This window comes from Pseudooceanicola sp. HF7 (assembly GCF_011806405.1).
Lineage (GTDB): Bacteria > Pseudomonadota > Alphaproteobacteria > Rhodobacterales > Rhodobacteraceae > Pseudooceanicola.
Window position 1 is genome coordinate 1 of sequence record NZ_JAATOW010000018.1, and the last position, 22,025, is coordinate 22,025.

The following is a 22,025-nucleotide window of genomic DNA, read 5'->3' on the forward strand; positions in this document are numbered from 1 at the left end:
GATAAGCACCAGCAGGGCGGGCAAAGCCCGACCAACGGCCGATGGGGGCTCAATGCCCCCAAAGGCCGTCGCCCCCTCCCCTGCCGGTCACCCCCGCAGATCAGAGAGCAGGCGGGCCAGCATCGCATCGCAGGCGGCAAGGGCGCTCTCTTCCAGGTATTCGTCCGGCTGGTGCCCCTGCCCTGCCATGTCACCGGGTCCGCAGACCACGGTGGGAATGCCGAGACCCGCGAAAAAGCCGGCCTCTGTTCCGAAGGCCACCTTGGTCGTGCCCGTCCCGGCCAGGTCGCAGGCCCAGCGGGCAAGCGTTCCGTCCGGCTCGACATCCAGCCCGGGGTAGGCCGAGAGGCGCTCGCGCTGCACCAGCCCGGCCTCTCCTTCGCTGTATTGCGCCTGCACCTGCGCAAGCAGCGTGTCGATCCGGGCCTCTATCCGGTCCGGGGCATCGGCGGCCAGGTGACGGTATTCGAAATCGAGCGTCGCCAGGTCCGGCACGATGTTCAGCGCCTGCCCGCCCTGCATCCGCCCCACGTGGAAAGTGGTATGGGGCACGGCATAGGCCGCGTCGCGCGCGCCATTGGCCCGATAGTCCTGTTGCAGGCCGCGCAGCCCGGTGACCAGATCGGCGGCCATGTCCAGCGCATTGATGAACTGCGGGGCCAGGGCGGAATGGCCCGCCCGCCCCCGGCAGGTCACGCGATAGGCGGCCTTGCCCTTGTGCCCCAGGGCCACCTGCATCGATGTCGGCTCTCCCACGATGGCGGCGCGGGGCAGGCCGATGGCGGGCTTCAGATGGTCGATCATATGGGCGATGCCCAGGCAGCCGATTTCCTCGTCATAGGAGATGGAGAGTGTCAGCGGTGTGCGCAGGGTCATGGCCGAAGCCAGATCCGCGGCGCGCAGCATGGCCGCAAGGAAGCCCTTCATGTCCGTGGTGCCGCGCCCGTAAAGACGCCCCGCTTCCCGCGTCAGGGCAAAGGCGGGCCTGGTCCAGGTCTGGCCGGTCACCGGCACCGTATCCACATGGGCAGAGAGCAGCACCCCCGGCCCCTCCGGCCCGATACTGGCAAAGAGCCCGGCCCGCTTGCCTTCGGGGGCGGGAATGCGGGTCAGGCGGGCCCCGCGCCGGGTCAGGAAATCCGTCACCCAGTCGATCAGCGCCAGGTTGGAGCGGCCCGCCGTGGTGTCAAAGCCGATCAGCCGGTCCAGGATCTCAAGCGTGGATGTCATGGGGGTCCTTTCAGTGCCTGTCCTTCGGCGCTTTCTTATAGAGCGTGGCTATCAACGCGGGGCCAGGCCCGCAGTCGCCGGATGGCGGGGGGTCATGCTTTCGGCGCCTGGGGCGGCGCGTCCCGATCCAATGCAGGGGCGGCCTGGGGGCCGGCGGTGGCGCGGGCCACGCGGCCGTTGCGGAAATCCTCTTGTATCCAGTCACGGGCGAAGTCGACGAAGCTGCGCACGACGCTGGTGGTTTCCGCCTGCGGGGTGGTCATCAGCCCCATGCGCATCGGGCGCAGGTCCCCTTCCAGCGGCAGGATGCGCAGCGGGCGGCCATCCGGGGCGGCGCCGGTGACCGGGCGCATGTTGGCCAGCGAATAGCCAAAGCCGTTGGCCACCAGACTGCGCACCACCGCCAGGTCGCGGGAGCGCTCGGCGATCTGCGGGCGCAGGCCGGCCTCCTGGAAGAAGGACAGGAAGTAGTCATTGCTGTGCGGCAGATCGAGCAGGATCATCGGTTCTTCCGCCAGGTCCCGGACCGAGACGGCCTCTCGCGTGGCCAGCCGGTGATCGGGTGGCAGCATGACGAAGGGCGGCAGGTCGATCAGCGGCACGAAGCGCAGGTCCGGCGGCATCAGCAGGTCATAGGTCAGCGCCACGTCGATCTCTGCCCGGCGCAGGGCGGCGACGATCCCGGTGGCATCCAGTTCCGCCTGGGTCAGGCGCACCTCTGGAAAGGCCGTCACGAAATCGCGGCGCAGGGCGGGCAGGACCACCTGGGCAAAGGTGACCATGCAGCCGATATCCAGCGGCCCGCGCACCTGGCCAGAGATATCGCCAGCCAGGTCCACCAGCCGGTCGGCTTCGCGCAGCACGGTGCGGGCCTGCGCAATCAGTCGCCGCCCGGCCTGGGTCAGGGACAGCCCCTGTGCATGCTGGCGCACGAAAAGCGGCAGGCCGAATTCCGTCTCAAGCTGGGAGATCGCGGCAGAGATCGAGGGCGAAGAGACATTCACCCGGGCCGCCGCAAGGGTGATGCTGCCCGCCTCGCCCACGGCCACGAAGTATTCCAGCTGGCGAAGAGTGTAGCGGACCATGGCAGTCTTTCCGGTTGCGGCTTCGGGCGGCGGTGCCCCTGCACGGGGGCGCTTCCTGCAGGCTCTTCCATATGGGCCGTTTAGACAAGCTGGCGCCTGCGCCCGAAGGCGGGTTCGCTCACTCGTCTCCGGGCACGCCGTAGGAGGGGGCCTCTCGCGGGTCGAGCGCGCGGGTGACATAGGCCTCCAGCTGGGGTTTGTAGACCTGCCAGGCGGTGGCGATAGCCTCGATCGGGCAGTCCTCGGTCCAGTCGCAGCGCAGGTCCGCCACCGGCCAGGAGACCTTGTCCACGATCATCATGCCGGCGGAATGCACCGGCCCGGCTTCGCCCCCGGCGGCAAGGCCGGCGCGCAGGGCGGCGATCAGGCGATCCCCGATATGGCCGGAGGAGGCCAGCCAGCCATCGACGATGGCCTGGGGCACGCCGGGATTGGCCAGCAGGTTGCCCCCCGAGGCGACGTTCTGCGCCTGCGCCTCTGACCAGGTGCCAAGGGCGTTGGGGCCGGAGTGGATGGCGGTGCCGCCCCGGGCATCCACCGCCAGCACCTGGCGGTATTCGGGAAAGCTGCCCTCCTTGCGGACCCTTTCGACGGCGGAGGCGGCATCGCCCCCCGCCGCCATCGTGTCCAGGACCAGCGGCCCGAGGGTGGGATCGGTCACGTTCTGGCTGGCCACGGCCCCCACCCCGGCGCGGGCATAGGCGCAGCGCGCCGCCACCGCCGGAGAGGAGGAGGAGATGGCGATCCCGAACATGCCGGTTTCGGGGCAGCGGGCGACTAGGGAAAAGGTCATGGGATCACGCCTGTTCTTGGGTAAAGGAATCCGGGATCACGGCGGTGCCGTCGATCTCAACCAGCCATTCGGGGCGGGCCAGGGCCTGGACGACCAGCCCGGTGGAGACCGGGTGCACGCCGCGGATATATTCGCCCATGGTGCGGTAGACGGCTTCGCGGTGGCGCACGTCGGTGATGTAGACCACGACCTTGACCAGGTGCTCCATGCTGCCGCCGGCCTCTTCGATGAGCTGGCGGATGTTCTGCATCACCTTGTGGGTCTGTTCGACCGGGTCGTGGCTGTCGATGTTGCGCGCGTCCTCCAGGTTCTGCGGGCATTGGCCGCGCAGCCAGACGGTGCGTCCCCCGCGCGTCACGACGGCCTGGGCCAGGTCGTTGTCGAGGTTCTGTTCCGGGTAGGTGTCCTTCGTGTTGAAGGGACGGATGCGGGTATGGGCCATGGTATCCTCGGGCAGGTGAGTGCCCCCGCCCGGGCAGGGCAGGAACGGGGTGTCGGGGCGCAGCGCCCTGCGGACAGGCTTGCCACCGGGAGGGGCGGCTTGGCAGTCGAAAGTTTCAAGCCGGGGCTTAGGTTTTTCCGAATATCCGAAATCACGCGGGGTTTCACGCCCCGGGGGCGGCTGCGGGCGGTGGCTGCCCAATCTTTGCGCAAGGCGCGCGGTCAGGCCTGGGCCGGGGCGGCGCGGCTGGCCTGGGCGTGGTAGGCGGCATAGCTGCGCCGGGTCAGCATGTGATCGGCCAGCAGCTTGGCATCATGCCAGACCCCCCAGATGAAGGCAGAACCCCGGCGGCTTTGCCAGGGCAGCCCCAGGAAGTAGATCCCCGGCGCGCGGGAAATCCCGCGCTGGTGCTGCGGGCGACCCCGGTCATCGAAGGCGTCCACCTCGAGCCAGCTGTAGTCGCTGGCATAGCCGGTGGCCCAGATCACGGTGGAGATCCCTTCGCGCGCTAGGTCCAGCGCGCGCAGCGGATGGGTCAGGCACTCCGGGTCGGGCAGTGTTTCACGCGCGCCGGGGTCGGGCGGCAGGTCAAGCCCGTTGCTGCGCACATGGGCATCGGCCTCGTCCAGAAGGGCATGGAGGCTGGCATCGCCGCGCGCCACATTTTCTGCCAGGTCGGGCGCGAAGCGGAGCTTGCCGTCCTGGAAGCCGTCCGTGCGCCCCACCAGGGTCATGCCCCGGGCGGCCAGCGCGCGGAAATCGACGGTCTTGCCGCCCCGCGCCCCGGAGACGGCGATGGTCACATGTTCGCGCCCCGGCTCCATCTGCGCGGCATCCCATTTGCCCAGCACCCCCAGCCACCAGCAGAAATCCCGGCCCCGGTAGCTGCGCGGCGGGCGCTCATGCGGGCCGACGGAAAGATGCACGCGGCGCCCGGCCTCCATCAGCTCTTCGGCGATCTGCACGCCGGAAGAGCCCGCCCCCACTACCAGCACGCCGCCCTTCGGCAAGGCGGCAGGATTGCGGTAGTCGGCGGAGTGCATCTGGGTGATCCCGGCCTGTTCGGGCAGGATCGGCGGGATCACGGGTGTCTGGAAGGGGCCGGTGGCCGCAACGATGTTCTGCACCGCGTAGCTGCCCTGCGTGGTCTGCACCAGGTAGCCCGGCGCGCCGTCGCGCTTGCTGGCGCGCAGCACCTCGACCCCGCAGTGCACGGGGGCGTCGATCTGGCGGGCGTAATCCTCGAAATAGGCGGCCACGTCATCCTTGGCGACAAAGCCGTCGGGATCGCCGGGAAAGGTGCGGTTGGGAAAGCGATCATGCCAGGCCGGGCCATTGGCCACCAGGGAATCCCAGCGCCCGCTGCGCCAGCGCTCCGCGATGCGGTTCTTTTCGATCACCAGGTGGGGAATGCCGCTGCGGGTCAGGTGTTCGCTCATCGCGATCCCGGCCTGCCCGCCCCCGACGACAAGCGTCTCGATCTCTGTCACCGCCATGCAAGGTCCCTTTGCTGTCCTGCGCCCCGGCACGGGGGCCATTCCTGCCCGAAGCATAGGAAGCAGGGCGGCGCGGCGACAAAGATGAATTGCCGAAGCACGGCTTGCGCTTTGCCTAAGAGGCCCCGGCGCGGCGGGGCTGAGCACGCGCAAACGCCTGCCCCTGTTGGGCAGGCGCAGGCATTTGCGGGAAAGCGGCCGGCCCGGGGCAAGGCGGCGAGGCATCGGCCGTTGCCCGGGAATTGGGCAATCCGGGCGAAGGGGGCGGCTGCGGGTCGGGCAGAGGCCCGCCCCCTGCCCCGCCGGAACGCTCAGCGCCAGCGGGGGCGGTCAGCGGTAGCTGGCGATGAAATCCTCTATGCTCATGGCGCGGATGTCCGGCAGGGCGGCCTGGTAGTCCTCTCTTGGCCAGTCCCAGACGGCGATCTGCATCAGCTCTTCCGCCTGGGCTTCGCTGAAGCGGCGCCGGATCAGACGGGCCGGAACGCCGCCGACCACCGTGTAGGGGGCGACATCGCGGGTCACGACGGCCCCCGCGCCCACCACCGCGCCGGTGCCGATCCGCACCCCCGCCGTTACCGTCACCCCGTGGCCGATCCAGACATCATGGCCAATGGTGACGTGATCCGCCTTGCGCCAGTCGAAGAAGTCATGGTCATCCGGCCCCAGCCCGTAGGCCTGCGAGCGATAGACCGAATGGTGCTGGACCGCGCGCCAGGTGGGGTGATTGCCGGGATTGATCCGGGTGGCATTGGCGATGGAGCACATCTTGCCGATGCTGGTCCAGACCACGTGGCAATCCTGGGTGATATAGGACCAGTCGCCCATGGTGCTTTCGCGCATGACCGTGCCGCGCCCCACCTCTGTCCAGGCGCCAAGGGTGCAATCCTTGACCCGGGCCTCTGGGTGGATGGTGGGGGACGGGGACAGGGCCGCCTTGTCGCCCGCGCCGCTCATGCGGGCACCTGTGTCACGGCCTGGCCGGGGATGAGGGGGAAAAGGGCGTTCATTTCGCAAGCTCCGATGTGCCGATCAGCCGGGCCCGGATCAGGCCGGACAGCCAATCGATGATGTAGACCATGGCGATGATCAGGAAGATGATCGACCAGGCCTCGTCCCACTTGTAGGCGCTGATGCGATCCGACAGCAGGAAGCCGATGCCCCCCGCCCCGACAATGCCCAGGATGGTGCCCGAGCGGACGTTGGATTCGAAATTGTAGAGCAGGATGGACAGGATCACCGGGTTCACCTGCGGCGCGATGGCGAAGCGGATCTGCTGAAGGCGCGATCCACCAGAGGCCTTGACCCCGTCGATGGGGCGTTCCGAGGTGTTCTCAAGCGCCTCGGAGAAGAGCTTTGCGAAGGTGCCCACCTCTGACACGGCGATGGCCAGGATGCCGGGCAGCGGCCCCAGCCCGAAGGCGCGAATGAAGATCAGCGCGAGGATCAGCGTTTCAAAGGCCCGGATCAGGTCGAAGCCGCGCCGGACCCCCAGCCGCAGAAAGCTGAGCCGGTTGATGTTGCGCGCGCCGAGGAAGGACAGCGGATAGGCCACGATCGCCCCCAGCAGCGTGCCCAGGAAGGCAATGGCAAGGGTTTCGCCCAGGCCCTTAAGGATCTCGGAGAACTCCGCCCAGCTGGTCCAGACATGGGGCGGGAACATGAAGCTGAGCACCCGGCCCAGCCGTCCCATCCCCTCTGCGATGCGGGCCGGGGTGATGTTGAAATCGTAGATGCACCAGGCCAGCAGCGCCAGGAAAAGCCCCCAGAGCACCCCGCGGCGCAGGCGTTGGGACAGGGGCGCGCCGAAGCCCCCCGGCAGGCGGGCGCGGGCGGCGGCGATCCGTTCGGCGGTCATGGGTGGGGCGGCGTGGCCCCGGGGGGCGGGCTTGGCGGAGGTGGTGGATGTGGCGGGCATGGGGGCGGGATCCTTCGGAAGGCCGGGTCTGTCGGGGCCTGATCGGGGACGTGAATGCGCGGTCAGATCACCTGGGCGCGCGCATCGCGGCGGCTCTGGTCCAGGTCCATCCCGATGATGCGGTGGCGCAGCTTTTCAGAGCCGTAGTCGATCAGGGCGACGGTGGCGAAGATGATCAGGAAGAGCGCCGAGAGGTCGGTGTATTCCTGGAAGGACATGGCGGTGCGGAACTCCTGCCCCAGCCCGCCGGCGCCGACGTAGCCGATGATCGAGGAAGAGCGCACGTTGATCTCGAAGCGCAGCAGCGTGTAGCTGACGATATTGGGCAGCACCTGGGGCACGGCGCCGTAGCGGATCTGGTCGAACCAGGTGCCCCCGGCGGCCCGGACCCCTTCCAGGGGGCGCATGTCGATATTCTCGTTCACCTCGGAATAGAGCTTGCCGAGCGCGCCGCAGGCATGCAGCCCGATGGCCAGCACCCCGGCCATGGGGCCGACGCCGAAGCAGAAGACGAAGATCAGCGCCCAGACCAGTTCCGGCACGGTGCGCGCGACCTCAAGGTAGCGGCGGGTGAGCCAGAGCCCCCAGCGGTTGGGCGCCAGGTTGCGGGCGGCCGGGAAAGACAGAAGGAAGCCGCCCGCCACGCCCAGGGTGGTGGCCAGGAAGGCGATCAGGATGGTTTGAAAGAGCAGCTTCAGCCAGATCTTCCAGCGCCAGAACCAGTTGGCCAGGTCCGCGCCCAGGCTGTCCCAGTGCAGCGCCGGCAGCGTCTTTTCGATGTATTCGCCGAGGCGGGGCAGACCCGCCGGCAGGATCCAGCGCCAGTCGCGCGAGCCATCCGGCAGGGTGACCTGGGTCACCTTGAAGAAATCCCCCGCCCAGGAGGTCAGCGCGAAGAGCACCAGGAAGATCGCCGTGCCGACCACCCAGCCGATGCGGGCGCGACGGCGGCGGGCGGCATAGGCGTGCTCGAAGGCGCGCATGGGATCGCCCGGGCCGGCAGGCAGCGCGGGATCGGCGGTGGCGGTCATGGGCGGGCCCCTGGATGATGCGAGAGGAAGGGAAAGCGGCGGCCGGAAGGATCCCCCGGCCGCCGGATCTTTGCCGGGCGATCAGGAGCCGGAGCGGCGCTGATCCTTGATCCACTGGCGCATGTCGACGATCCACTGGTAGCGATCGCTGTCCACGCGGGTGAAGCCGACCTCGGGATTGGCATCTTCGGGATTGAAGGAGGAATAGAGCTTGTAGCCCTCCGGATCGTCCTGCGGGAAGGCCTCGATCGCGGCGGTGACGGCTTCGATCATCTCGGGGGGCAGGTTCTTGCGGAAGGTCCAGGGGCCGGAGGTGATCTCGGGGCTTTCCCAGATCTTGCAGATCACGCCGGGCTCGATCATGCCCTTGTCTTCCATGCGCTGGTAGATGCCGCTGACATCGTTGTCCTGGTAGGTGGAGGCCGTGTCGAAGGTGCCGTTGACCACGCCAGTCACATCCGCCTCGTGAGAGCCGCCGAATGTCACCGTGCCGAAGTACTCCTCGGGCTTGAAGCCCATGACCTTGACCATGTTGAAATAGGGCACGGCATAGCCGGAGGTGCTGTCGGGATCGGCGAAGGCATGGACCTTGCCCTTTGCGTCCTCAAGCGAGGTGATGCCGCTGTCGCAGCGGGTCACGACGATGGAGCGGTAACCGGTGTTGCCGTCCTTCTTCATGGCCGTCAGCGTCGGGACGACCCCGCCATCGGTCGCGGTATAGGCCGCTGCATAGGAGGAAGAGCCAAGGCGGGCCACTTCGATCTGGTTGGCGGCCACGGCCTGGATCACGCCGTCGTAGTTGCCGGCGGTGAAGATCTCCACCTCGACGCCAAGGGCCTCTTCCAGGTAGAGGCGCAGCGGTTCGTTGCGCATCAGGCGGTCTTTCTCGTTCTCACCCGACAGGATGCCGAACTTGATGACCTGGTAATCGTCCTTCCAGCCTTCGGCCAGGGCGGGTGCGGCGACAAGCGCGAGCAGCGCGGTGGCAGTGACGAAACGCATGATTGGATCTCCCTTTAGCGTTGTCTTGTGGGGTGGTTGGTTTTGTGGGGGTCCGGGATGCGGGGTCAGGCCTGTTCGGTGACCCGGCCCGTGGCCCGGGCGGTGGTGGAAGTGACGGCCTCGTTGAACTCTGCCAGCCCGTCCAGGCCGTAGATGTCGCGCACCACGTCATCGGTCAGCTGGAACGGCGTGCCGTCGAACATCACCCGGCCCGCGCGCATGGCGATGATGCGGTCGCAATAGGCGCGCGCCGTGTCCAGCGTGTGCAGGTTGACCAGCACGGTCAGCCCGTCTTCGCGGTTGATCTGCCGCAGCCCGTCCATCACCCGAGAGGCATTGGCAGGATCGAGGCTGGCGATGGGTTCATCGGCCAGCATGATCCGGGGGCGCTGCACCAGCGCCTTGGCGATGGCCACGCGCTGCTGCTGCCCGCCAGAGAGCGTGCCGGCCCGTTGCAGGGCCTGGGGCAGCAGGTCCAGCCGGTCCAGCGCCTCGATCGCCATGGCGCGTTCGGCATCGCTGAAGCGCATCGCCATGGAGGACAGGAACCCGTGGTCCGCCAGCCGCCCGATCAGCACGTTGGTCAGCACGTCAAGCCGGTCCACCAGGTTGAACTGCTGGAAGATCATCGCGCAGTCGCGCCGCCAGTTGCGCAGCGCGCGCCCCCGGAAGGCGCTGACCTCTGCCCCGTCGAAGAAGATCGCTCCGGAGGTCGGTTCGACCAGCCGGTTGATCAGCCGCAGCATGGTGGATTTGCCCGCGCCGGAGCGCCCGATGACGCCGACGAATTCGCCGGGCTGGATATCCAGCGTGGCCTTGTCGACGGCGGTCGTGGCACCGAATTGTCGGGTCACGCTCCGAAGGCTGAGGGTCGCGGTCATGGCGCTGTCTCTCCTTGCGATCAAACGGGCGATCAACCGGGTGATTCATCCGAATGAATTGCCTGAGAGCGGTTTAGGCGGTGCGGGTAACAGCGTGACAACCTGCGCGTGACGCTTTGTTGACATGGGGGGATCGGGGCGGAATTGGCGCCAGATTGGCCCCGTTTCCAGGCACAAAGAAGGCGGCCCCGTCCCGGGCCGCCGATTGTCGTGTGGCTGAAAAGCAGGTGGCGGTCAGGCCACGGTGCGCAGCGCGGCGCCTGCGCCCTGAAGCGTGCCGTTGGCATAGGCGGTTTCGCCCTGAACCAGCGTCAGCGCCACCCGGTCGGCGGCATCGACCACCACCAGGTCGGCGCGTTTGCCCGCCACCAGCGCGCCGCGATCTTCCAGGCCCAGGGCGCGGGCCGGGTTCACCGTGGCCAGCCGCGCGGCCCCGGCCAGCCCGTCCGGATCGTTTTGGGCCAGCGCGCGGATCGCGGGCAGGAGCGCGGCCGGGTGGTAATCCGCCGCCAGGATCGACAGCCGCCCCGCCGCATGGGCCTCTCGCGCCGAAAGGTTGCCCGAGTAGCTTTGCCCACGCATGGCATTGGGCGCGCCCATGGCGGTCATCATGCCGGCGGCCACCGCGGCCTCTGCCGCCTCCATCGTGACGGGGAATTCCGCGATCACCGCGCCCAGGTCGGCCATCAGGCGCGCCTTGTCCGCGGTATCGTCGTCGTGGCTGGCGATGGCCACGCCATGGGCCCGGCACAGGCGCGCCACTTCCTGGATATTGGCCAGCAGCTGTTCCTGCGGGCGGGCGCGTTCGGCCATGGTATCGGCCACAAGCTTGCGCGCGTCGCTTTCGGTGATGCCGTTCTGCGCCGCCTTGTTGCGGATGTGGACCTCCAGGTTGCGATATTGCCCCTGCCCCGGCGTGTGATCCATCAGCGACACCAGGTCCACCTGCGCATCCGCGAGAAGCTGCGCCAGCACGCCCACCGCATTGTCGAAGGTGATGTCGAAGCGGGCATGGATGCGGTGATCGACCCGGCAGGCGGCGCGCGCGTCATGCAGGGCGCGGATCACTTCGGAGGTATGTTCGTAAGAGCGCCTTTCGCCCTGCGCCACCCCGCGCGAGAAGGAGACCGAGGCATAGGCCGTGGTCACGCCGCTGGCCGCCAGCCGGGCATCCAGCGCGTTCAGCGCCACCGGCATGGGGAAATGCACGTTCGCGCGCGGCTCAAGCTCCTGTTCGATCATGTCGCCATGCATGTCGATGAAGCCGGCAAAGATGGTATGGCCCGCGCCCTTGAGCCCGCCGGGCACCGGGTGATCGGTGATCTCCGCGATGCGGCCCTCTTCGATGCGCAAGGAGCCGCGCGTGACGGCATCGGGCAGGACTAGGGTGAAGTCAGACAACCACATCGGTGCGGGTCTCCTCTTGGGGGGCGTCGGGGGTCAGGTCGATCTCGCGGTCGATCAGGGTGGCCACGTCGCCGGGGTGGTGAAAGACGCCGATCATGGCGGTGCCGCTGGCCTTGAGCTCTGCCAGCCGGTCGATCAGCGCGGCCCGGGCAGAGGCATCCAGGGAGGCCGTGGGTTCATCCAGCAGCAGCAGCCGTTGCGGCAGGATCAGCGCGCGGGCCAGGTTCACCTTTTGCTGCTCACCGCCGGAGAAGGTCGTGGGATAAGCGGGCCAGAGCGTGCGCTTGACCCCGAAGGCCGCCAGCCAGTGGCGCGCCTGCTCCAGCGCCTCGGCCGGGTCCCGGCCGGCCTGACGCAGGGGTTCGGCCACCAGCTCCTCTGCGCTGACGCGGGGGCGCGCGCTGAGGAACTGAGTGACAAAGCCGATCTCCGTACGGCGCAGCAGTGTCACGTCCACGTCCGCGGCGCGGGCCAGGTCGATCACCCCGTGCGAGGAATGGAACAGGATCTGCCCCGATTGCGCCAGGTAGCTGCGGTAGAGCGTGCGCAGCAGGGTGGATTTGCCCGCGCCGTTGCGCCCCTTGAGCAGCAGGAATTCCCCCGCCGAGAGGGTCAGGGAGATCTCGGAGAAGGCCGCCATATGGGTGGCCAGGTGGTGCATCTGGAAGCCCTTGGACAGGCCGCGCACGTCAAGGATACATGTCATAGCTTCGCGTGAACCAATTGTTGCGTATAGGCGTGTTGCGGATCCTGGAAGACCTGGTCGGCCAGACCGGCCTCGACCACCTCTCCGCGGCGCATGACCATGACGCGATCCGCCAGGGTGCGGATGACGCCAAGGTCGTGGCTGACGATGACCATGGTGATCCGGCGATCCTGCTGCAGGCGCTTGAGCGTGTCCAGCACCAGCGCCTGGACAGAGACATCAAGCCCCGTCGTCGGCTCATCCAGCAGCAGAAGCGCGGGTTCCAGCGCGATGGCCTTGGCCAGTTGCACGCGCTGCTGCATGCCGCCCGAAAGCTCCTCGGGCGGGGCATCCATGCGGGCCAGCGGAAACTCCGAGGCATCCAGCGCGCCGCGGGCCTTGTGGCGCAGCACGCCGAAGCGGCGTTCGCCGGCGATCAGCAGGCGTTCGGCCACGTTGCCCGAAGAGGAATGGCGCATCAGCAGGCCCAGGTGTGGGTTCTGGTAGACGATGCCGATCCGCGTGGCGCAGAGCATCCGGCGGGCAAAGCGATCCAGATCGAAAAGGTTGCCCTGCACGTCGGGCAGATCCAGCGTGTAGCTGCCCCGGTCCGGCGTTTCCTCAAGGTTGAGGCAGCGCAGGAAGGTCGATTTGCCCGACCCGCTTTCGCCCACGATGCCCAGCACCTCGCCCGGGTAGACCGTGGCAGAGACATCGCGCAGCGCCGGCACGTCGCCATAATTCAGCGACAGGCCCTGCGCCGTCAGCAGCGGGCGGGCGGTGACCAGGCGGGGGGCGTCCATCACGGCTGTCATGACATCTCTCCATCTACGTACCAGGTGGCGCCGATCCGGGTATCTTCGCCCTCGGCGGCACGGATGGTTTTCACGCCCAGGTCGCTGTCGGAGACCTCGTGCAGAGAGGTGCCATCGGCCTGCGGGATCTCGTTCATGAAAAAGCCGCGCGCGCCGGAACGGTGGCAGGTCAGGCCCGCGTGGTCCTCTACCCGGTAGGGCACGTCGTCAAAGACCAGCGGTTCGACGCGGGTGAAGGGCGGCACCGCGTGCAGGCGCTTTTCGCGCCCCGCCGACAGCAGGGTCAGGTGGCGGGCCATGTGCAGCTTGGGCACGTCCCAGCGCGGGATCGGCGAGGGCGTCATCACGTGGCGCCCGTTCACCAGGCTGGGATAGGAGGCCCCCTGCATCACCCGGCCCGAGCGCACGATCTGCTCGTAAAGCTGCAACCACATGCGCCCGTAATCGGCATCCGCATGCATCTGGCGCGCGATGGACATGTTGGGCTGGACGGAGCGCAGCGGCTCCGGGTTGGGGACCTGGAGCACAAGCACCTGGTCCTCGCGCAGGCGCTCTTCGGGGATGCGGTGGCGGGACTGGATCAGGTCGGCCTGCAGCGTATCGGTGGTCACCGGCGCCCCCGACACGCTTGCCAGGAACTTGCGGATCGAGGCGGCGTTGACGCTGTCGTCCGCGCCCTGGTCGATCACCTTGATCCGGGTCCGCGGCGTCACCAGCGTGCAAGAGACCTGCAGCCCCCCGGTGCCCCAGCCGCGCGCCATGGGCACTTCGCGGCTGGCATAGGGCATCTGGCAGCCGGGCACGGAAATCGCCTTGAGCATCTTGCGCCGGATCTCGCGCTTGGCCGATCCGTCAAGGAAGCCATAGGCCATGGGCTCCCAATCCTTGGTCAGGGATTGCAGGGTCATTCGGCAGGCTCCGCTTGCTTTGAGGGGGCCGCCCCGGCGGCGCCCGCGCGGGCATCGCGCATGGCATCCAGGGAGGACTGGAAGGTCACGTAATGGGGCAGCTTGAAGTGGATGCAGAAGCCCGAGCTTTCCACGCCCTCCGTATGATAGAGGAAGAATTCCTCTTCCGTGGCCGATCCCTTGGGCGCGCCCTTGGCGTTCAGGTCCAGGGTCGCGGCGGCGATCACCTTGACCTCGTTCCAGCCCAGGGTGGCGGCAAAGCCAAGCCCCAGCGCGCTGCCCTTCTTAGAGACGACCTCGGCCTGGGAGACCTTGACCCGGCCGGCGCTGAAGACCGTGCCGCGCGGGTGGGTGACGCGCAGATCCGCCTCTGCCAGGCGCAATTCGTTGACCGTCGGGTGGGCCTGTCCGTAGCCGCGCTGCGCGGCATAGCCCAGGGCCAGCACGCCGCCGGTTTCGGCCCGGGCCAGCGATTGCAGGCTATGGGCGCGCGGGGCAGGAAAGAGCAGCGGTTCGCGGGTGACATCGGGGATGTCGTTGCCGGTGGTGCTGTCGGCGCGGGGCGCGCTGAGCAAGCCGTTCGCCGCCTGCCAGGCCGCCACCGAGGGCTGCTGCGCCGGGGCGGGCCGGTCCGCCGGTTCGACCGGCTCGGGCCGGCTGGTCGCGCCCTCAAGCACCTCTGTCGCCAGGATGCGGTGGGCGTAATCCAGCGTCGGGCCCAGCACCTGACCTCCGGGAATATCCTTGAAGGCGGCAGAAATGCGGCGATGGGTGAACAGGCTTTCCTGGGTCACCGGCGCGGCCACCGCAAGCCGGGGCTGGGTGGTGCGCCAGGCGCGCAGCAGCAGGATCGCCTCGTAAAGTTCTCCGCCTGTCTGGGCCAGGGCGAGCGCCGCCAGATCCTCGTCATAAAGAGAGGCCTCGCCCATCACCCGGTCGATCAGATACGGCAGGGCGCGGCGCAGTTCGGCCACGCGTTCGGGCGTGATCGCGCCCATCTCTGCGCGGAACAGGCGCTGCGACTGTTCGATCGCGCGTTCCCCGCCACGGGTTGCCACATAGGCCATCAGAGCACCTCCACGCGGGTTGAACGGGGCAGGCCCAGGACGCGTGCGCCATCGGTTAGGAAGACCTCGAACCCCATGGGGTAGCGCATGATCCGGGCGCGGGTCTGCCAGAAGCCCTCCGGCAGGCCGGCGAGCCGCACATCGAGCGTGCCATCGACGCCCGGACCGCTGAGCCGCAGGGGCGCGCCCTGCCCCAGCCGGGCCGGCAGCACCAGGGTTGCGCCGTCTTCGGGGTGCAGGTCCGATCCCTGGCGCAGGTCCCCCAGCAGGTCGGGCGTGGCAAGGCCGTCAAGGAAGAGGTGATCGGCGGTGCGGGGCGTCCCCGGCGCGGCCCCGCTGCGCGCCGCGTGGCGGGCGAGCTCAGGGTTTTCGCAATGGACCGTGCATTCCCGGTCGATCAGCGCATCGATCAGCGCCGCATGGGCGGGATGCGCCAGGCCGGCAGGCAGATCGTCCGGGTCAAAGGGGGGCAGATCGCGCGGCAGGCCGGGACGCGACAGGGCCCACATCAGCGCGTCATAGGTCGCGTTGCAGCGGCTTTCAAAGGCAGAGGGCTGGGGGACGGCGGGCATCAGAAGGTCTCCATCTCGACGCGGGTGGCTTCGACCCGGCGCAGCGTCTCGTGATCCTCTGCGGCCTGGATTGCGGCCTCAGAGGTGATGAAATCGTTGCAGGCCGGGACATTGCGGCCAAGCGCGACGCTCAGGTCGACCAGCGCCATGGCCATCGCCGCCTCAAGATCGCGGCCCCGGCGCATCCCGTAGCCCTCAAGACCGTCGCAGGCGATCAGCGCCTCGCTCACCAGCACCTCGCCGAGGTGGAAATGCGTGCCCTCTGCCGTGTCGCGCATGGGCAGCATCACCAGGCCGGTGCGGTTCTCACGCACCTCGATCCCCTCCAGCGCGGCGATCAGCGGCTCTGCAAAGGCCTTGAGCCGCGCGGCATCGGCGCGCGCCAGGACCCCCAGCATCTGGTCATGGCCATGATCGGGCAAGGTGCCGATGGTCGGTGTCATGAGTCATCCTCGTCGAAGTTGATACTGAATTTCACCCGCGCCGCGGACCAGATCACCTCGCTATGGGCGATCGGGGTGCCGTCGGGCAGCGCATCCACCGCGCGCACCACCATGACCGGCATGTCCGGGTGCTGTTGCAGCAGGCGCGGTTCCTCGCCGCGCGCCGGGCGGGCGTGGATGCGGGTCTCTGCGCGCAGGTAATCCTGCACGCCGTAGGACTGGTAGACCGCCGTGGTCGAGCCCATGGCAAGGCGCCGCTGCGGGTAGTCGGGAAAGCGCGCCGGATCGTGGTAGATCTGGCCGATGTTGACCGGCACCCCATCCGCCATGGAGCGGCGGCTGGTCGCGAGGACCTCTGCACCCGGGGCAAGCTGCAAGGCCCGGGCGACACGCGGCGGGGCCGGGATGCGGGCATAGTCCAGCGTTTCGCCGGAGACGGCGATGCCCTTGGGATCGAGGTTGCCACGCAGGCGGGTGCGGCGCTTGATGGCGTAGTCGATCATGGGGCGGGCCTGCACGAAGGTGCCGCGCCCCTGCTCGACGCTGAGGTATCCGGCCTTGCCCAGCTCCGTCACCGCGCGGCGCACGCTGTGGCGGCCGGCCTGGTAGATCCGGGCCAGCTCTGGCTCTGTCGGCAGCTTGGTGCCGGGCTCCATCACGCCGTCCATGATGTCCTGCTCAATCAGGGCGCTTATCTCGCGCCAGCGGTCTCTGGTCATGTCATAATCATCCGAATGAATTTCTGGCTAGTTCGGCGGTATGACAGCGCCGTGACGTTTGCAATGCAGCCGGGTGACAATCGCGGGAGGCGGAGAAATGGCCCCTGCCCCGCCCTGCCTGCACTGGCCCCGGCACTGGCCCGAAGGCAGGTTTCACAAAGCCTTCACGCCGGCGTCTTGGTCCGTTTACAGCCCGCGATATTCATTCGGATGAATTTCACTGGAGGCTGTCATGAAGATCAATTCTGTGCTGCTGGGCCTGGGCCTGGCGACATTCACCGCATTCGGCGCCAGCGCCGAAACCTGGAAACTGGCCGTGACCGACGTCGAGGGCATGGAACGGCTGCAAACCGAATGGGGGCCCTTCAAGGCCGCCCTGGAAGAAGCCACGGGCGATACCTTCGACTTCTTCCCGGTCAACTCCCGCACCGCCGCCGCAGAGGCGCTGCGCGGGGAAACCGTGGACCTGGTCGTCTCCGGCCCGGCGGAATACGTGGTCATCAACACGCTGACCGAAGCCCGCCCGCTGATCGGCCTGGGCCGCCCGGATTATCACTGCGCGATCATCGTGCGCGCGGACAGCGGCATCAATGTGCCCGCCGACCTCAAGGGCAAGAAGGTCGCCTTCGGCGACATCGGCTCCACCTCCAACATGCTCTGCCCGATGCAGGTGCTGGCCGATCACGGCATCGACCCGGTCAACGACATCGAGCGCACCCATACCTCGCGCAATATCGCGCATGAGGCGCTCAAGCATGGCGACGTGGATGCCATCGGCTCCAACGCCGGATCCTGGCTGAACGTGCGCAACGCCGAAGAGGACCTGCCCTACGGGTTCTTCAAGATGATCGCGCGCTCGGGTGATCTGCCCAACGACATGATCATGGTCGGCGCGCATGTCGACACGGCCGCCGCCGAGGGCCTGCGCGACGCGATCCTTGAGCACAAGGTGGAGATCATCGCCGGCATCACCGCCCATGAAGAGAACGACAAATACGTCGGCATGGACCTGGTCGCGATCGAGGACGACGCCTACGATTACGTGCGCTCCATGTATGCCAACGCGGGCTACCCGCAATTCGACAAGTTCATCGGTGAGTGACGCGTCGCTGAAACGGCCCGGCCCGCAACAGCGGGCCGCAGGCCCCGGTCAGGCCGCCCATGCGCCTGACCGGGCGCAGCCTGCGCGGGCGGGCCATGGGACCGGGGCGCAGGCCGTGCCGGTTCCCGCCATCGATATTGAGGCCCGGCAGGTCGCCAAGCGCTTTGGCGACACGCAGATCTTCAGCGATGTCAGCTTCCGGCTGGAACGGGGGCGGGCCACCGCCCTTGTGGGCGCCAACGGTGCTGGCAAATCCACCCTGCTGCGCTGCCTGATGGGGCTGATCCCCGTCAGTGGCGGAGAGGTGCGGCTGTTGCAGCAGACCGCGACCCAGGCCCGGCCCGCCGCGCTGCGCGCCCTGCGGGCCCGGGTCGGGCTGGTGTCGCAGAAGCATAATATCGTGCCCCGCATGTCGGTGCTGTCCAACGTGCTGCACGGGCTGCTGGGCCAGCAGGGTGGCCCGCGTCACTGGAGCCACGTCCTGGCCCCGGCGCAATCGCGCGCACAGGCCATGCAGGCGCTGGAAAAGGTCGGGCTGGCCCACCTGGCCCTGCGTCGGGCGGACCGGCTTTCAGGCGGGCAATCCCAGCGCGTGGCCATCGCCCGCGCCATCGTTTCCCGCCCCGAGGTGCTTTTCGCCGATGAGCCCTGTGCCTCGCTTGATCCGCAAGCCGGAGAGGACGTGATGGACCTGTTCTTCGACCTGGCGCGCCGGGACGGGGTAACGGTGGTCTTCACCTCTCACAACATCGATCACGCGCTGCGCTACGGCGACCGGGTGCTGGGGCTGGCCGATGGCCGGATGCGCCTGGATGCCACGGCGTCATCGCTGCACGAAAGCGACCTGAGGGGGCTTTATGACTGACCTGACTGCACCGGCGCGTTTCGAGCGCCCCTCGGCGGTGACCTTCCTGGGCTACCTGGCCGGGCTGGTCCTGGTGTTCTGGTGCCTTTCCGGCGCGGGCTTTTCCATGGACAAGGTCATGACCTCTCCGCCGCGCTTTGCCGATTTCCTGTCGCGGGCCTTTCCGCCCAACCTGTCGGGCGATGTGCTGGGCCGGCTGGGCTGGAAGATGGTGGAGACACTGCAGATCGCCGTGGCCGGGGCCGTGCTGGGGGTGATCCTGTCGCTGCCCGTGGCCCTGCTGGCCGCGCGCGGGCTGATCGCGGGACCTTGGGTGAACCAGACCACCCGCATCGTGCTGGGCTTCATCCGGGCGGTGCCCGATATCGCCTGGGCGCTGGTCTTCGTGGTCGCCGTGGGGCTGGGCCCCTTCGCGGGCATGCTGGCGATCCTGATCGATACCGTGGGCTTCTGCGGCCGCTTCTTTGCCGATGACATGGAAGCCACGGAAAAGGGCCCCGCCGAAAGCCTGACCGCCACCGGCGCGCGCCGCCTCGACGTGGTGGCCTGCGCCACCATTCCCGCAGCCATGCCCGCCTTCGTCTCTACCGCGCTTTACGCACTGGAAAAGGCGGTGCGCTCCTCGACCATCCTGGGCCTGGTGGGCGCGGGCGGCATCGGGATCGAGCTGAAGGTGGGCTTCGACCTGTTCGATTACCCCACCGCGCTGACCGTGATCCTGATGATCGCCGTGGTGGTGATCGGGATCGAGCAACTTTCGGGCCATGCCCGCACCAAGATCATCGGAGAACAGCGATGAAGACCGATACCGCAGATACCCACTGGAACAGCACCTGGGCCGGGATCGCCCCGGACAGCAAGTGGCTGAACCCGGAAGAGGACGTGATCGCCTGGGCCCGGGGGCTGGCCCCCGGCGCGCGGATACTGGACCTGGGCGCCGGGGTCGGGCGCCATGCGCTCTGGCTGGCGGAGCAGGGTTTCAACATGGTCGCGCTGGATGCTGCGCCGGAGGGGCTGGCAGAGATCGCCCGGCGATCTGACCGGGTCGAGACGGTGCAGGCGCGCATGGACAGCCTGCCCCTGGCCGATGGGGATTTCGATCACGTGCTGTCCTGGAACGTGATCTACCATGGCGACGAAGACGTGTTGCTGCGCACCATCGGGGAGATCCGCCGCGTGCTGAAACCGGGGGGCAGCTACCTGGGCACCATGCTGTCGCGCCGCCGCCTGCCCCATGAGCAGGCGCGCTATCCGGGCCGCGAGATCAGCCGCAACGCCTGGACATTCGAGGCGCCGGGCACGGACAAGATCCACCCGCATTACTTCTGCAGCGCCGCGGAGCTGCTGGCGCTATTCAGCGGATTTGAATGCCTGGCGCTGGCGGATCGCGAACACGACAGCCCCGGCTCCTGGCACTGGCACCTGACGATGGAGCGGCTGTGATGTTCACCTTTGAAGGCGCTTGCGTCTACCTGCCCGGCGAGATCGCCGAAACCAATGTCACCGTGGAGGCAGGCCGCATCGTTGAGATCGGCGGCCCCGTGCAGGGCGCGCGGATCGATGCGCGCGGCCGGATCCTGGCCCCGGCCCTGATCGACGTGCACGGCGATGCCTTCGAGCGCCAGCTGATGCCGCGCCCGGGGGTCTATTTCCCGCTGGAAGCGGCGGTGATCGACACCGATCGCCAGCTGGCCTCCAACGGGATCGCCACGGCCTACCACGCCATCACGCTGGGCTGGGAACCCGGCCTGCGCGACGTGTCGCGGGGCCAGGAGCTGATCCGCGCGCTGACGCAGATTGCCCCGCGCCTGATGGTGGAGAACCGCGTGCAGCTTCGCTGGGAAACCTTCGCCTTCGAGGCGCTGGAGGTGATCCGGGAGGCCCTTGAGGGGCCGCTCCTGCCGGCCCTCGCCTTCAACGATCATACCTCCATGACGATGCGGGCCTATGACGTGGCGATCCAGGATCGCGGCTTCGAGCTGAGCCCGGATTTCTCCATCGCCGCGCTGGACGATGCGCGGATGAAGAAGCGCACGGCTTCCAAGGCCCATCGCGCGGGCCTGTCAGAGGAAGCCTACATCAAGCTGCTGGGCCAGGTCTGGGAGCGGCGCGCCGAGGTGCCCGGCAAGATCGCCGAGGTCGCCGGCATGGGCCATGCGGCGGGCGCGCCGATGCTGTCCCATGACGACACCACCGCCCAGACGCGGGCCTGGTTCCGCGACCGGGGCGCGCGGGTTGCGGAATTCCCCATGGTGCTTGAGGCCGCCCAGGCCGCGCGCGATGCCGGGGATGCGCTGATCTTCGGCGCACCCAACGCGGCGCGCGGGGGAAGTCACATCGGCTCTCTTGGCGCCGGGGACATGGTTGAGGCCGGGCTGTGCGATGCGCTGGCCTCTGATTACTTCTACCCGGCGATGCTGGCGGCGGTGGCGCGGCTGGACGCGGAGCGGCGCGCCGAACGGCTGGCGCTCTGGCGGCTGGTCTCGGCCGGACCGGCACGCGCCATGAACCTGCACGACCGTGGAGAGATCGCCACCGGCGCGCGCGCCGACCTGGTGCTGGTGGACTGGCCCGATGGCCATGCCCCCGCGATCACCGGCACCTGGGTCGCCGGGCGGATGGCCTATGGCGGCACGCCCGCCGGCCATTCCGCATCTGCCTTCCCTGCCCCACATGCCGAAAGGACCCCTGCATGACCCCTCTCAAGATCGGCGCGGCGCTGAGCATTGCCCAGATCGCCCGACACCGCGACTGGCTGTTTGACCACGGGCGCGACATCGAGCTTCAGGATTTCATGAGCCATGAGTCCCTGACCTCCCAGCGGGCGGAGCGCGTGGCGGCGGCGCGCGCGGCGCTTGACGGGTTCACCGGGCGGCTGGGCCTTCATGGCCCCTTCGAGGGGCTGGACATCGACAACAAGGACCCGGAGCTGCGCCCGCTGATCACCGCCCGCTTCCTGGCCGCACTCGAGGTTGCAGAGAGCCTTGGCGCGCGCCAGGTGGTGCTGCATTCGCCCTATACGCCGTGGTACCGCAACAACCTGCTGGCCAGCCCGGGCTATGCAGAGACCAAGCTGGCCCGTATCCACGAGGTGCTGGACCCGGTGGTGCGCTCTGCCGCCGACAAGGGCATCACCCTGGTGATCGAGAACATCCAGGACGTGGATCCCGCCACCCGCCGCGCGATGGTGGACAGTTTCGACAGCGCGGCCATGGCCCTGTCCGTGGACACCGGCCATGCCCAACTGGCCCGACGGATGTCCGGCGCCCCGCCGGTGGATTACTTCCTGCGCGATGCCGGGGCGCAGCTGGCCCATGTGCATCTGCAGGACGTGGACGGCCATGCCGATCGCCACTGGCCCCCCGGCGAGGGAGAGATCCAGTGGCCGGCGGTCTTCAGCGCCCTGTCAGAGGCCCCCTCGGCCCCGCACCTGGTGCTGGAACTGCGCCATCATGACCGCATCCCGCAGGCCTTTGGCTACCTGAAAGGTCTTGGGCTGGTTTGTTGACAGCCGTCACCTGAAGAAACGATCTGCCGGGGGCCCCGGCAGATCCACCCACAAAG

24 protein-coding genes are annotated in these 22,025 nt (G+C 68.3%); 6 read left to right on the forward strand and 18 right to left on the reverse strand.

What is annotated here, in order from left to right; all coding sequences use genetic code 11:
- Positions 1-87: 87 nt before the first annotated feature.
- The 18 genes from argE to phnF form a co-directional block, all read right to left on the reverse strand.
- Positions 88-1,230: an acetylornithine deacetylase gene (gene argE / locus HCZ97_RS11330; RefSeq protein WP_167688830.1), complete on the reverse strand. Its 1,143-nt coding sequence runs from the start codon at positions 1,228-1,230 to the stop codon at positions 88-90.
- 92 nt (positions 1,231-1,322) lie between these two features.
- Positions 1,323-2,315: a LysR family transcriptional regulator gene (locus HCZ97_RS11335; protein ID WP_167688831.1), complete on the reverse strand. Its 993-nt coding sequence runs from the start codon at positions 2,313-2,315 to the stop codon at positions 1,323-1,325.
- Between the two features lie 118 nt (positions 2,316-2,433).
- Positions 2,434-3,108: a DUF1028 domain-containing protein gene (locus tag HCZ97_RS11340; RefSeq protein ID WP_167688832.1), complete on the reverse strand. Its 675-nt coding sequence runs from the start codon at positions 3,106-3,108 to the stop codon at positions 2,434-2,436.
- Between the two features lie 4 nt (positions 3,109-3,112).
- Positions 3,113-3,550 carry a RidA family protein gene (locus HCZ97_RS11345; protein ID WP_167688833.1) on the reverse strand — a complete coding sequence of 146 codons (438 nt, stop codon included), beginning with the start codon at positions 3,548-3,550 and terminating at the stop codon, positions 3,113-3,115.
- A gap of 221 nt (positions 3,551-3,771) precedes the next feature.
- Positions 3,772-5,046: an NAD(P)/FAD-dependent oxidoreductase gene (locus HCZ97_RS11350; protein ID WP_167688834.1), complete on the reverse strand. Its 1,275-nt coding sequence runs from the start codon at positions 5,044-5,046 to the stop codon at positions 3,772-3,774.
- Positions 5,047-5,376: 330 nt separating this feature from the next.
- On the reverse strand, positions 5,377-6,003 hold the full coding sequence (locus tag HCZ97_RS11355; RefSeq protein ID WP_167688835.1) for a DapH/DapD/GlmU-related protein: 627 nt from the start codon (positions 6,001-6,003) through the stop codon (positions 5,377-5,379).
- Positions 6,004-6,052: 49 nt separating this feature from the next.
- A complete protein-coding gene (gene phnE / locus HCZ97_RS11360) occupies positions 6,053-6,964 on the reverse strand; it encodes a phosphonate ABC transporter, permease protein PhnE (protein WP_303048712.1) in 912 nt (303 codons plus the stop codon).
- A 62-nt stretch (positions 6,965-7,026) separates the two neighbouring features.
- Positions 7,027-7,995, reverse strand: coding sequence for a phosphonate ABC transporter, permease protein PhnE (gene phnE, locus HCZ97_RS11365; protein ID WP_167688836.1), 969 nt, complete (start codon positions 7,993-7,995; stop codon positions 7,027-7,029).
- A gap of 81 nt (positions 7,996-8,076) precedes the next feature.
- Complete coding sequence (gene phnD / locus HCZ97_RS11370; RefSeq protein WP_167688837.1) at positions 8,077-8,997, reverse strand: phosphate/phosphite/phosphonate ABC transporter substrate-binding protein; 921 nt, start codon at positions 8,995-8,997, stop codon at positions 8,077-8,079.
- Between the two features lie 65 nt (positions 8,998-9,062).
- A complete protein-coding gene (gene phnC, locus HCZ97_RS11375; protein ID WP_167688838.1) occupies positions 9,063-9,878 on the reverse strand; it encodes a phosphonate ABC transporter ATP-binding protein in 816 nt (271 codons plus the stop codon).
- Positions 9,879-10,112: 234 nt separating this feature from the next.
- Complete coding sequence (locus HCZ97_RS11380; RefSeq protein WP_167688839.1) at positions 10,113-11,285, reverse strand: alpha-D-ribose 1-methylphosphonate 5-triphosphate diphosphatase; 1,173 nt, start codon at positions 11,283-11,285, stop codon at positions 10,113-10,115.
- A complete protein-coding gene (locus HCZ97_RS11385; RefSeq protein ID WP_167688840.1) occupies positions 11,272-11,991 on the reverse strand; it encodes a phosphonate C-P lyase system protein PhnL in 720 nt (239 codons plus the stop codon). Before HCZ97_RS11385 ends, HCZ97_RS11380 begins: the two co-directional genes overlap by 14 nt.
- Positions 11,988-12,785 (reverse strand): ATP-binding cassette domain-containing protein, encoded by a 798-nt coding sequence (locus HCZ97_RS11390; RefSeq protein ID WP_167688841.1) that lies wholly within the window; start codon positions 12,783-12,785, stop codon positions 11,988-11,990. Before HCZ97_RS11390 ends, HCZ97_RS11385 begins: the two co-directional genes overlap by 4 nt.
- Positions 12,782-13,693, reverse strand: a complete 912-nt coding sequence (locus HCZ97_RS11395) for an alpha-D-ribose 1-methylphosphonate 5-phosphate C-P-lyase PhnJ (protein WP_167688842.1) — start codon at positions 13,691-13,693, stop codon at positions 12,782-12,784. Before HCZ97_RS11395 ends, HCZ97_RS11390 begins: the two co-directional genes overlap by 4 nt.
- Positions 13,690-14,760, reverse strand: coding sequence for a carbon-phosphorus lyase complex subunit PhnI (locus HCZ97_RS11400; protein WP_167688843.1), 1,071 nt, complete (start codon positions 14,758-14,760; stop codon positions 13,690-13,692). Before HCZ97_RS11400 ends, HCZ97_RS11395 begins: the two co-directional genes overlap by 4 nt.
- Positions 14,760-15,332, reverse strand: a complete 573-nt coding sequence (gene phnH, locus HCZ97_RS11405) for a phosphonate C-P lyase system protein PhnH (RefSeq protein ID WP_167688844.1) — start codon at positions 15,330-15,332, stop codon at positions 14,760-14,762. The genes HCZ97_RS11400 and phnH overlap by 1 nt, the downstream gene beginning before the upstream one ends.
- Positions 15,332-15,775, reverse strand: a complete 444-nt coding sequence (locus HCZ97_RS11410) for a phosphonate C-P lyase system protein PhnG (RefSeq protein WP_167688845.1) — start codon at positions 15,773-15,775, stop codon at positions 15,332-15,334. Before HCZ97_RS11410 ends, phnH begins: the two co-directional genes overlap by 1 nt.
- The gene (phnF, locus tag HCZ97_RS11415; RefSeq protein WP_167688846.1) at positions 15,772-16,494 is read right to left on the reverse strand and encodes a phosphonate metabolism transcriptional regulator PhnF; all 723 of its coding nucleotides are present in this window, start codon (positions 16,492-16,494) and stop codon (positions 15,772-15,774) included. The genes HCZ97_RS11410 and phnF overlap by 4 nt, the downstream gene beginning before the upstream one ends.
- 232 nt (positions 16,495-16,726) lie before the next feature.
- Here phnF and HCZ97_RS11420 point away from each other — a divergent pair, with 232 nt between their 5' ends.
- The 6 genes from HCZ97_RS11420 to HCZ97_RS11445 are packed head-to-tail and all read left to right on the forward strand — an operon-like array spanning position 16,727 to position 21,969.
- A complete protein-coding gene (locus HCZ97_RS11420; protein WP_167688847.1) occupies positions 16,727-17,596 on the forward strand; it encodes a PhnD/SsuA/transferrin family substrate-binding protein in 870 nt (289 codons plus the stop codon).
- A complete protein-coding gene (locus HCZ97_RS11425) occupies positions 17,589-18,461 on the forward strand; it encodes a phosphonate ABC transporter ATP-binding protein (protein ID WP_368484361.1) in 873 nt (290 codons plus the stop codon). Before HCZ97_RS11420 ends, HCZ97_RS11425 begins: the two co-directional genes overlap by 8 nt.
- A complete protein-coding gene (phnE, locus tag HCZ97_RS11430; RefSeq protein WP_167688849.1) occupies positions 18,454-19,260 on the forward strand; it encodes a phosphonate ABC transporter, permease protein PhnE in 807 nt (268 codons plus the stop codon). The genes HCZ97_RS11425 and phnE (HCZ97_RS11430) overlap by 8 nt, the downstream gene beginning before the upstream one ends.
- Positions 19,257-19,904, forward strand: a complete 648-nt coding sequence (locus tag HCZ97_RS11435; RefSeq protein ID WP_167688850.1) for a class I SAM-dependent methyltransferase — start codon at positions 19,257-19,259, stop codon at positions 19,902-19,904. The genes phnE (HCZ97_RS11430) and HCZ97_RS11435 overlap by 4 nt, the downstream gene beginning before the upstream one ends.
- The gene (locus HCZ97_RS11440) at positions 19,904-21,157 is read left to right on the forward strand and encodes an alpha-D-ribose 1-methylphosphonate 5-triphosphate diphosphatase (RefSeq protein WP_167688851.1); all 1,254 of its coding nucleotides are present in this window, start codon (positions 19,904-19,906) and stop codon (positions 21,155-21,157) included. The genes HCZ97_RS11435 and HCZ97_RS11440 overlap by 1 nt, the downstream gene beginning before the upstream one ends.
- Complete coding sequence (locus tag HCZ97_RS11445) at positions 21,154-21,969, forward strand: sugar phosphate isomerase/epimerase (protein ID WP_167688852.1); 816 nt, start codon at positions 21,154-21,156, stop codon at positions 21,967-21,969. Before HCZ97_RS11440 ends, HCZ97_RS11445 begins: the two co-directional genes overlap by 4 nt.
- Positions 21,970-22,025 lie beyond the last annotated feature (56 nt).

What these genes read in the sequence shown, in the direction of transcription:
- argE (WP_167688830.1), bottom strand. Translation starts at nt 1,230, where the DNA reads ATGACATCCACGCTTGAGATCCTGGACCGGCTGATCGGCTTTGACACC.
- HCZ97_RS11335 (WP_167688831.1), bottom strand. Translation starts at nt 2,315, where the DNA reads ATGGTCCGCTACACTCTTCGCCAGCTGGAATACTTCGTGGCCGTGGGC.
- HCZ97_RS11340 (WP_167688832.1), bottom strand. Translation starts at nt 3,108, where the DNA reads ATGACCTTTTCCCTAGTCGCCCGCTGCCCCGAAACCGGCATGTTCGGG.
- HCZ97_RS11345 (WP_167688833.1), bottom strand. Translation starts at nt 3,550, where the DNA reads ATGGCCCATACCCGCATCCGTCCCTTCAACACGAAGGACACCTACCCG.
- HCZ97_RS11350 (WP_167688834.1), bottom strand. Translation starts at nt 5,046, where the DNA reads ATGGCGGTGACAGAGATCGAGACGCTTGTCGTCGGGGGCGGGCAGGCC.
- HCZ97_RS11355 (WP_167688835.1), bottom strand. Translation starts at nt 6,003, where the DNA reads ATGAGCGGCGCGGGCGACAAGGCGGCCCTGTCCCCGTCCCCCACCATC.
- phnE (WP_303048712.1), bottom strand. Translation starts at nt 6,964, where the DNA reads ATGCCCGCCACATCCACCACCTCCGCCAAGCCCGCCCCCCGGGGCCAC.
- phnE (WP_167688836.1), bottom strand. Translation starts at nt 7,995, where the DNA reads ATGACCGCCACCGCCGATCCCGCGCTGCCTGCCGGCCCGGGCGATCCC.
- phnD (WP_167688837.1), bottom strand. Translation starts at nt 8,997, where the DNA reads ATGCGTTTCGTCACTGCCACCGCGCTGCTCGCGCTTGTCGCCGCACCC.
- phnC (WP_167688838.1), bottom strand. Translation starts at nt 9,878, where the DNA reads ATGACCGCGACCCTCAGCCTTCGGAGCGTGACCCGACAATTCGGTGCC.
- HCZ97_RS11380 (WP_167688839.1), bottom strand. Translation starts at nt 11,285, where the DNA reads ATGTGGTTGTCTGACTTCACCCTAGTCCTGCCCGATGCCGTCACGCGC.
- HCZ97_RS11385 (WP_167688840.1), bottom strand. Translation starts at nt 11,991, where the DNA reads ATGACATGTATCCTTGACGTGCGCGGCCTGTCCAAGGGCTTCCAGATG.
- HCZ97_RS11390 (WP_167688841.1), bottom strand. Translation starts at nt 12,785, where the DNA reads ATGACAGCCGTGATGGACGCCCCCCGCCTGGTCACCGCCCGCCCGCTG.
- HCZ97_RS11395 (WP_167688842.1), bottom strand. Translation starts at nt 13,693, where the DNA reads ATGACCCTGCAATCCCTGACCAAGGATTGGGAGCCCATGGCCTATGGC.
- HCZ97_RS11400 (WP_167688843.1), bottom strand. Translation starts at nt 14,760, where the DNA reads ATGGCCTATGTGGCAACCCGTGGCGGGGAACGCGCGATCGAACAGTCG.
- phnH (WP_167688844.1), bottom strand. Translation starts at nt 15,332, where the DNA reads ATGCCCGCCGTCCCCCAGCCCTCTGCCTTTGAAAGCCGCTGCAACGCG.
- HCZ97_RS11410 (WP_167688845.1), bottom strand. Translation starts at nt 15,775, where the DNA reads ATGACACCGACCATCGGCACCTTGCCCGATCATGGCCATGACCAGATG.
- phnF (WP_167688846.1), bottom strand. Translation starts at nt 16,494, where the DNA reads ATGACCAGAGACCGCTGGCGCGAGATAAGCGCCCTGATTGAGCAGGAC.
- HCZ97_RS11420 (WP_167688847.1), top strand. Translation starts at nt 16,727, where the DNA reads ATGAAGATCAATTCTGTGCTGCTGGGCCTGGGCCTGGCGACATTCACC.
- phnE (WP_167688849.1), top strand. Translation starts at nt 18,454, where the DNA reads ATGACTGACCTGACTGCACCGGCGCGTTTCGAGCGCCCCTCGGCGGTG.
- HCZ97_RS11435 (WP_167688850.1), top strand. Translation starts at nt 19,257, where the DNA reads ATGAAGACCGATACCGCAGATACCCACTGGAACAGCACCTGGGCCGGG.
- HCZ97_RS11440 (WP_167688851.1), top strand. Translation starts at nt 19,904, where the DNA reads ATGTTCACCTTTGAAGGCGCTTGCGTCTACCTGCCCGGCGAGATCGCC.
- HCZ97_RS11445 (WP_167688852.1), top strand. Translation starts at nt 21,154, where the DNA reads ATGACCCCTCTCAAGATCGGCGCGGCGCTGAGCATTGCCCAGATCGCC.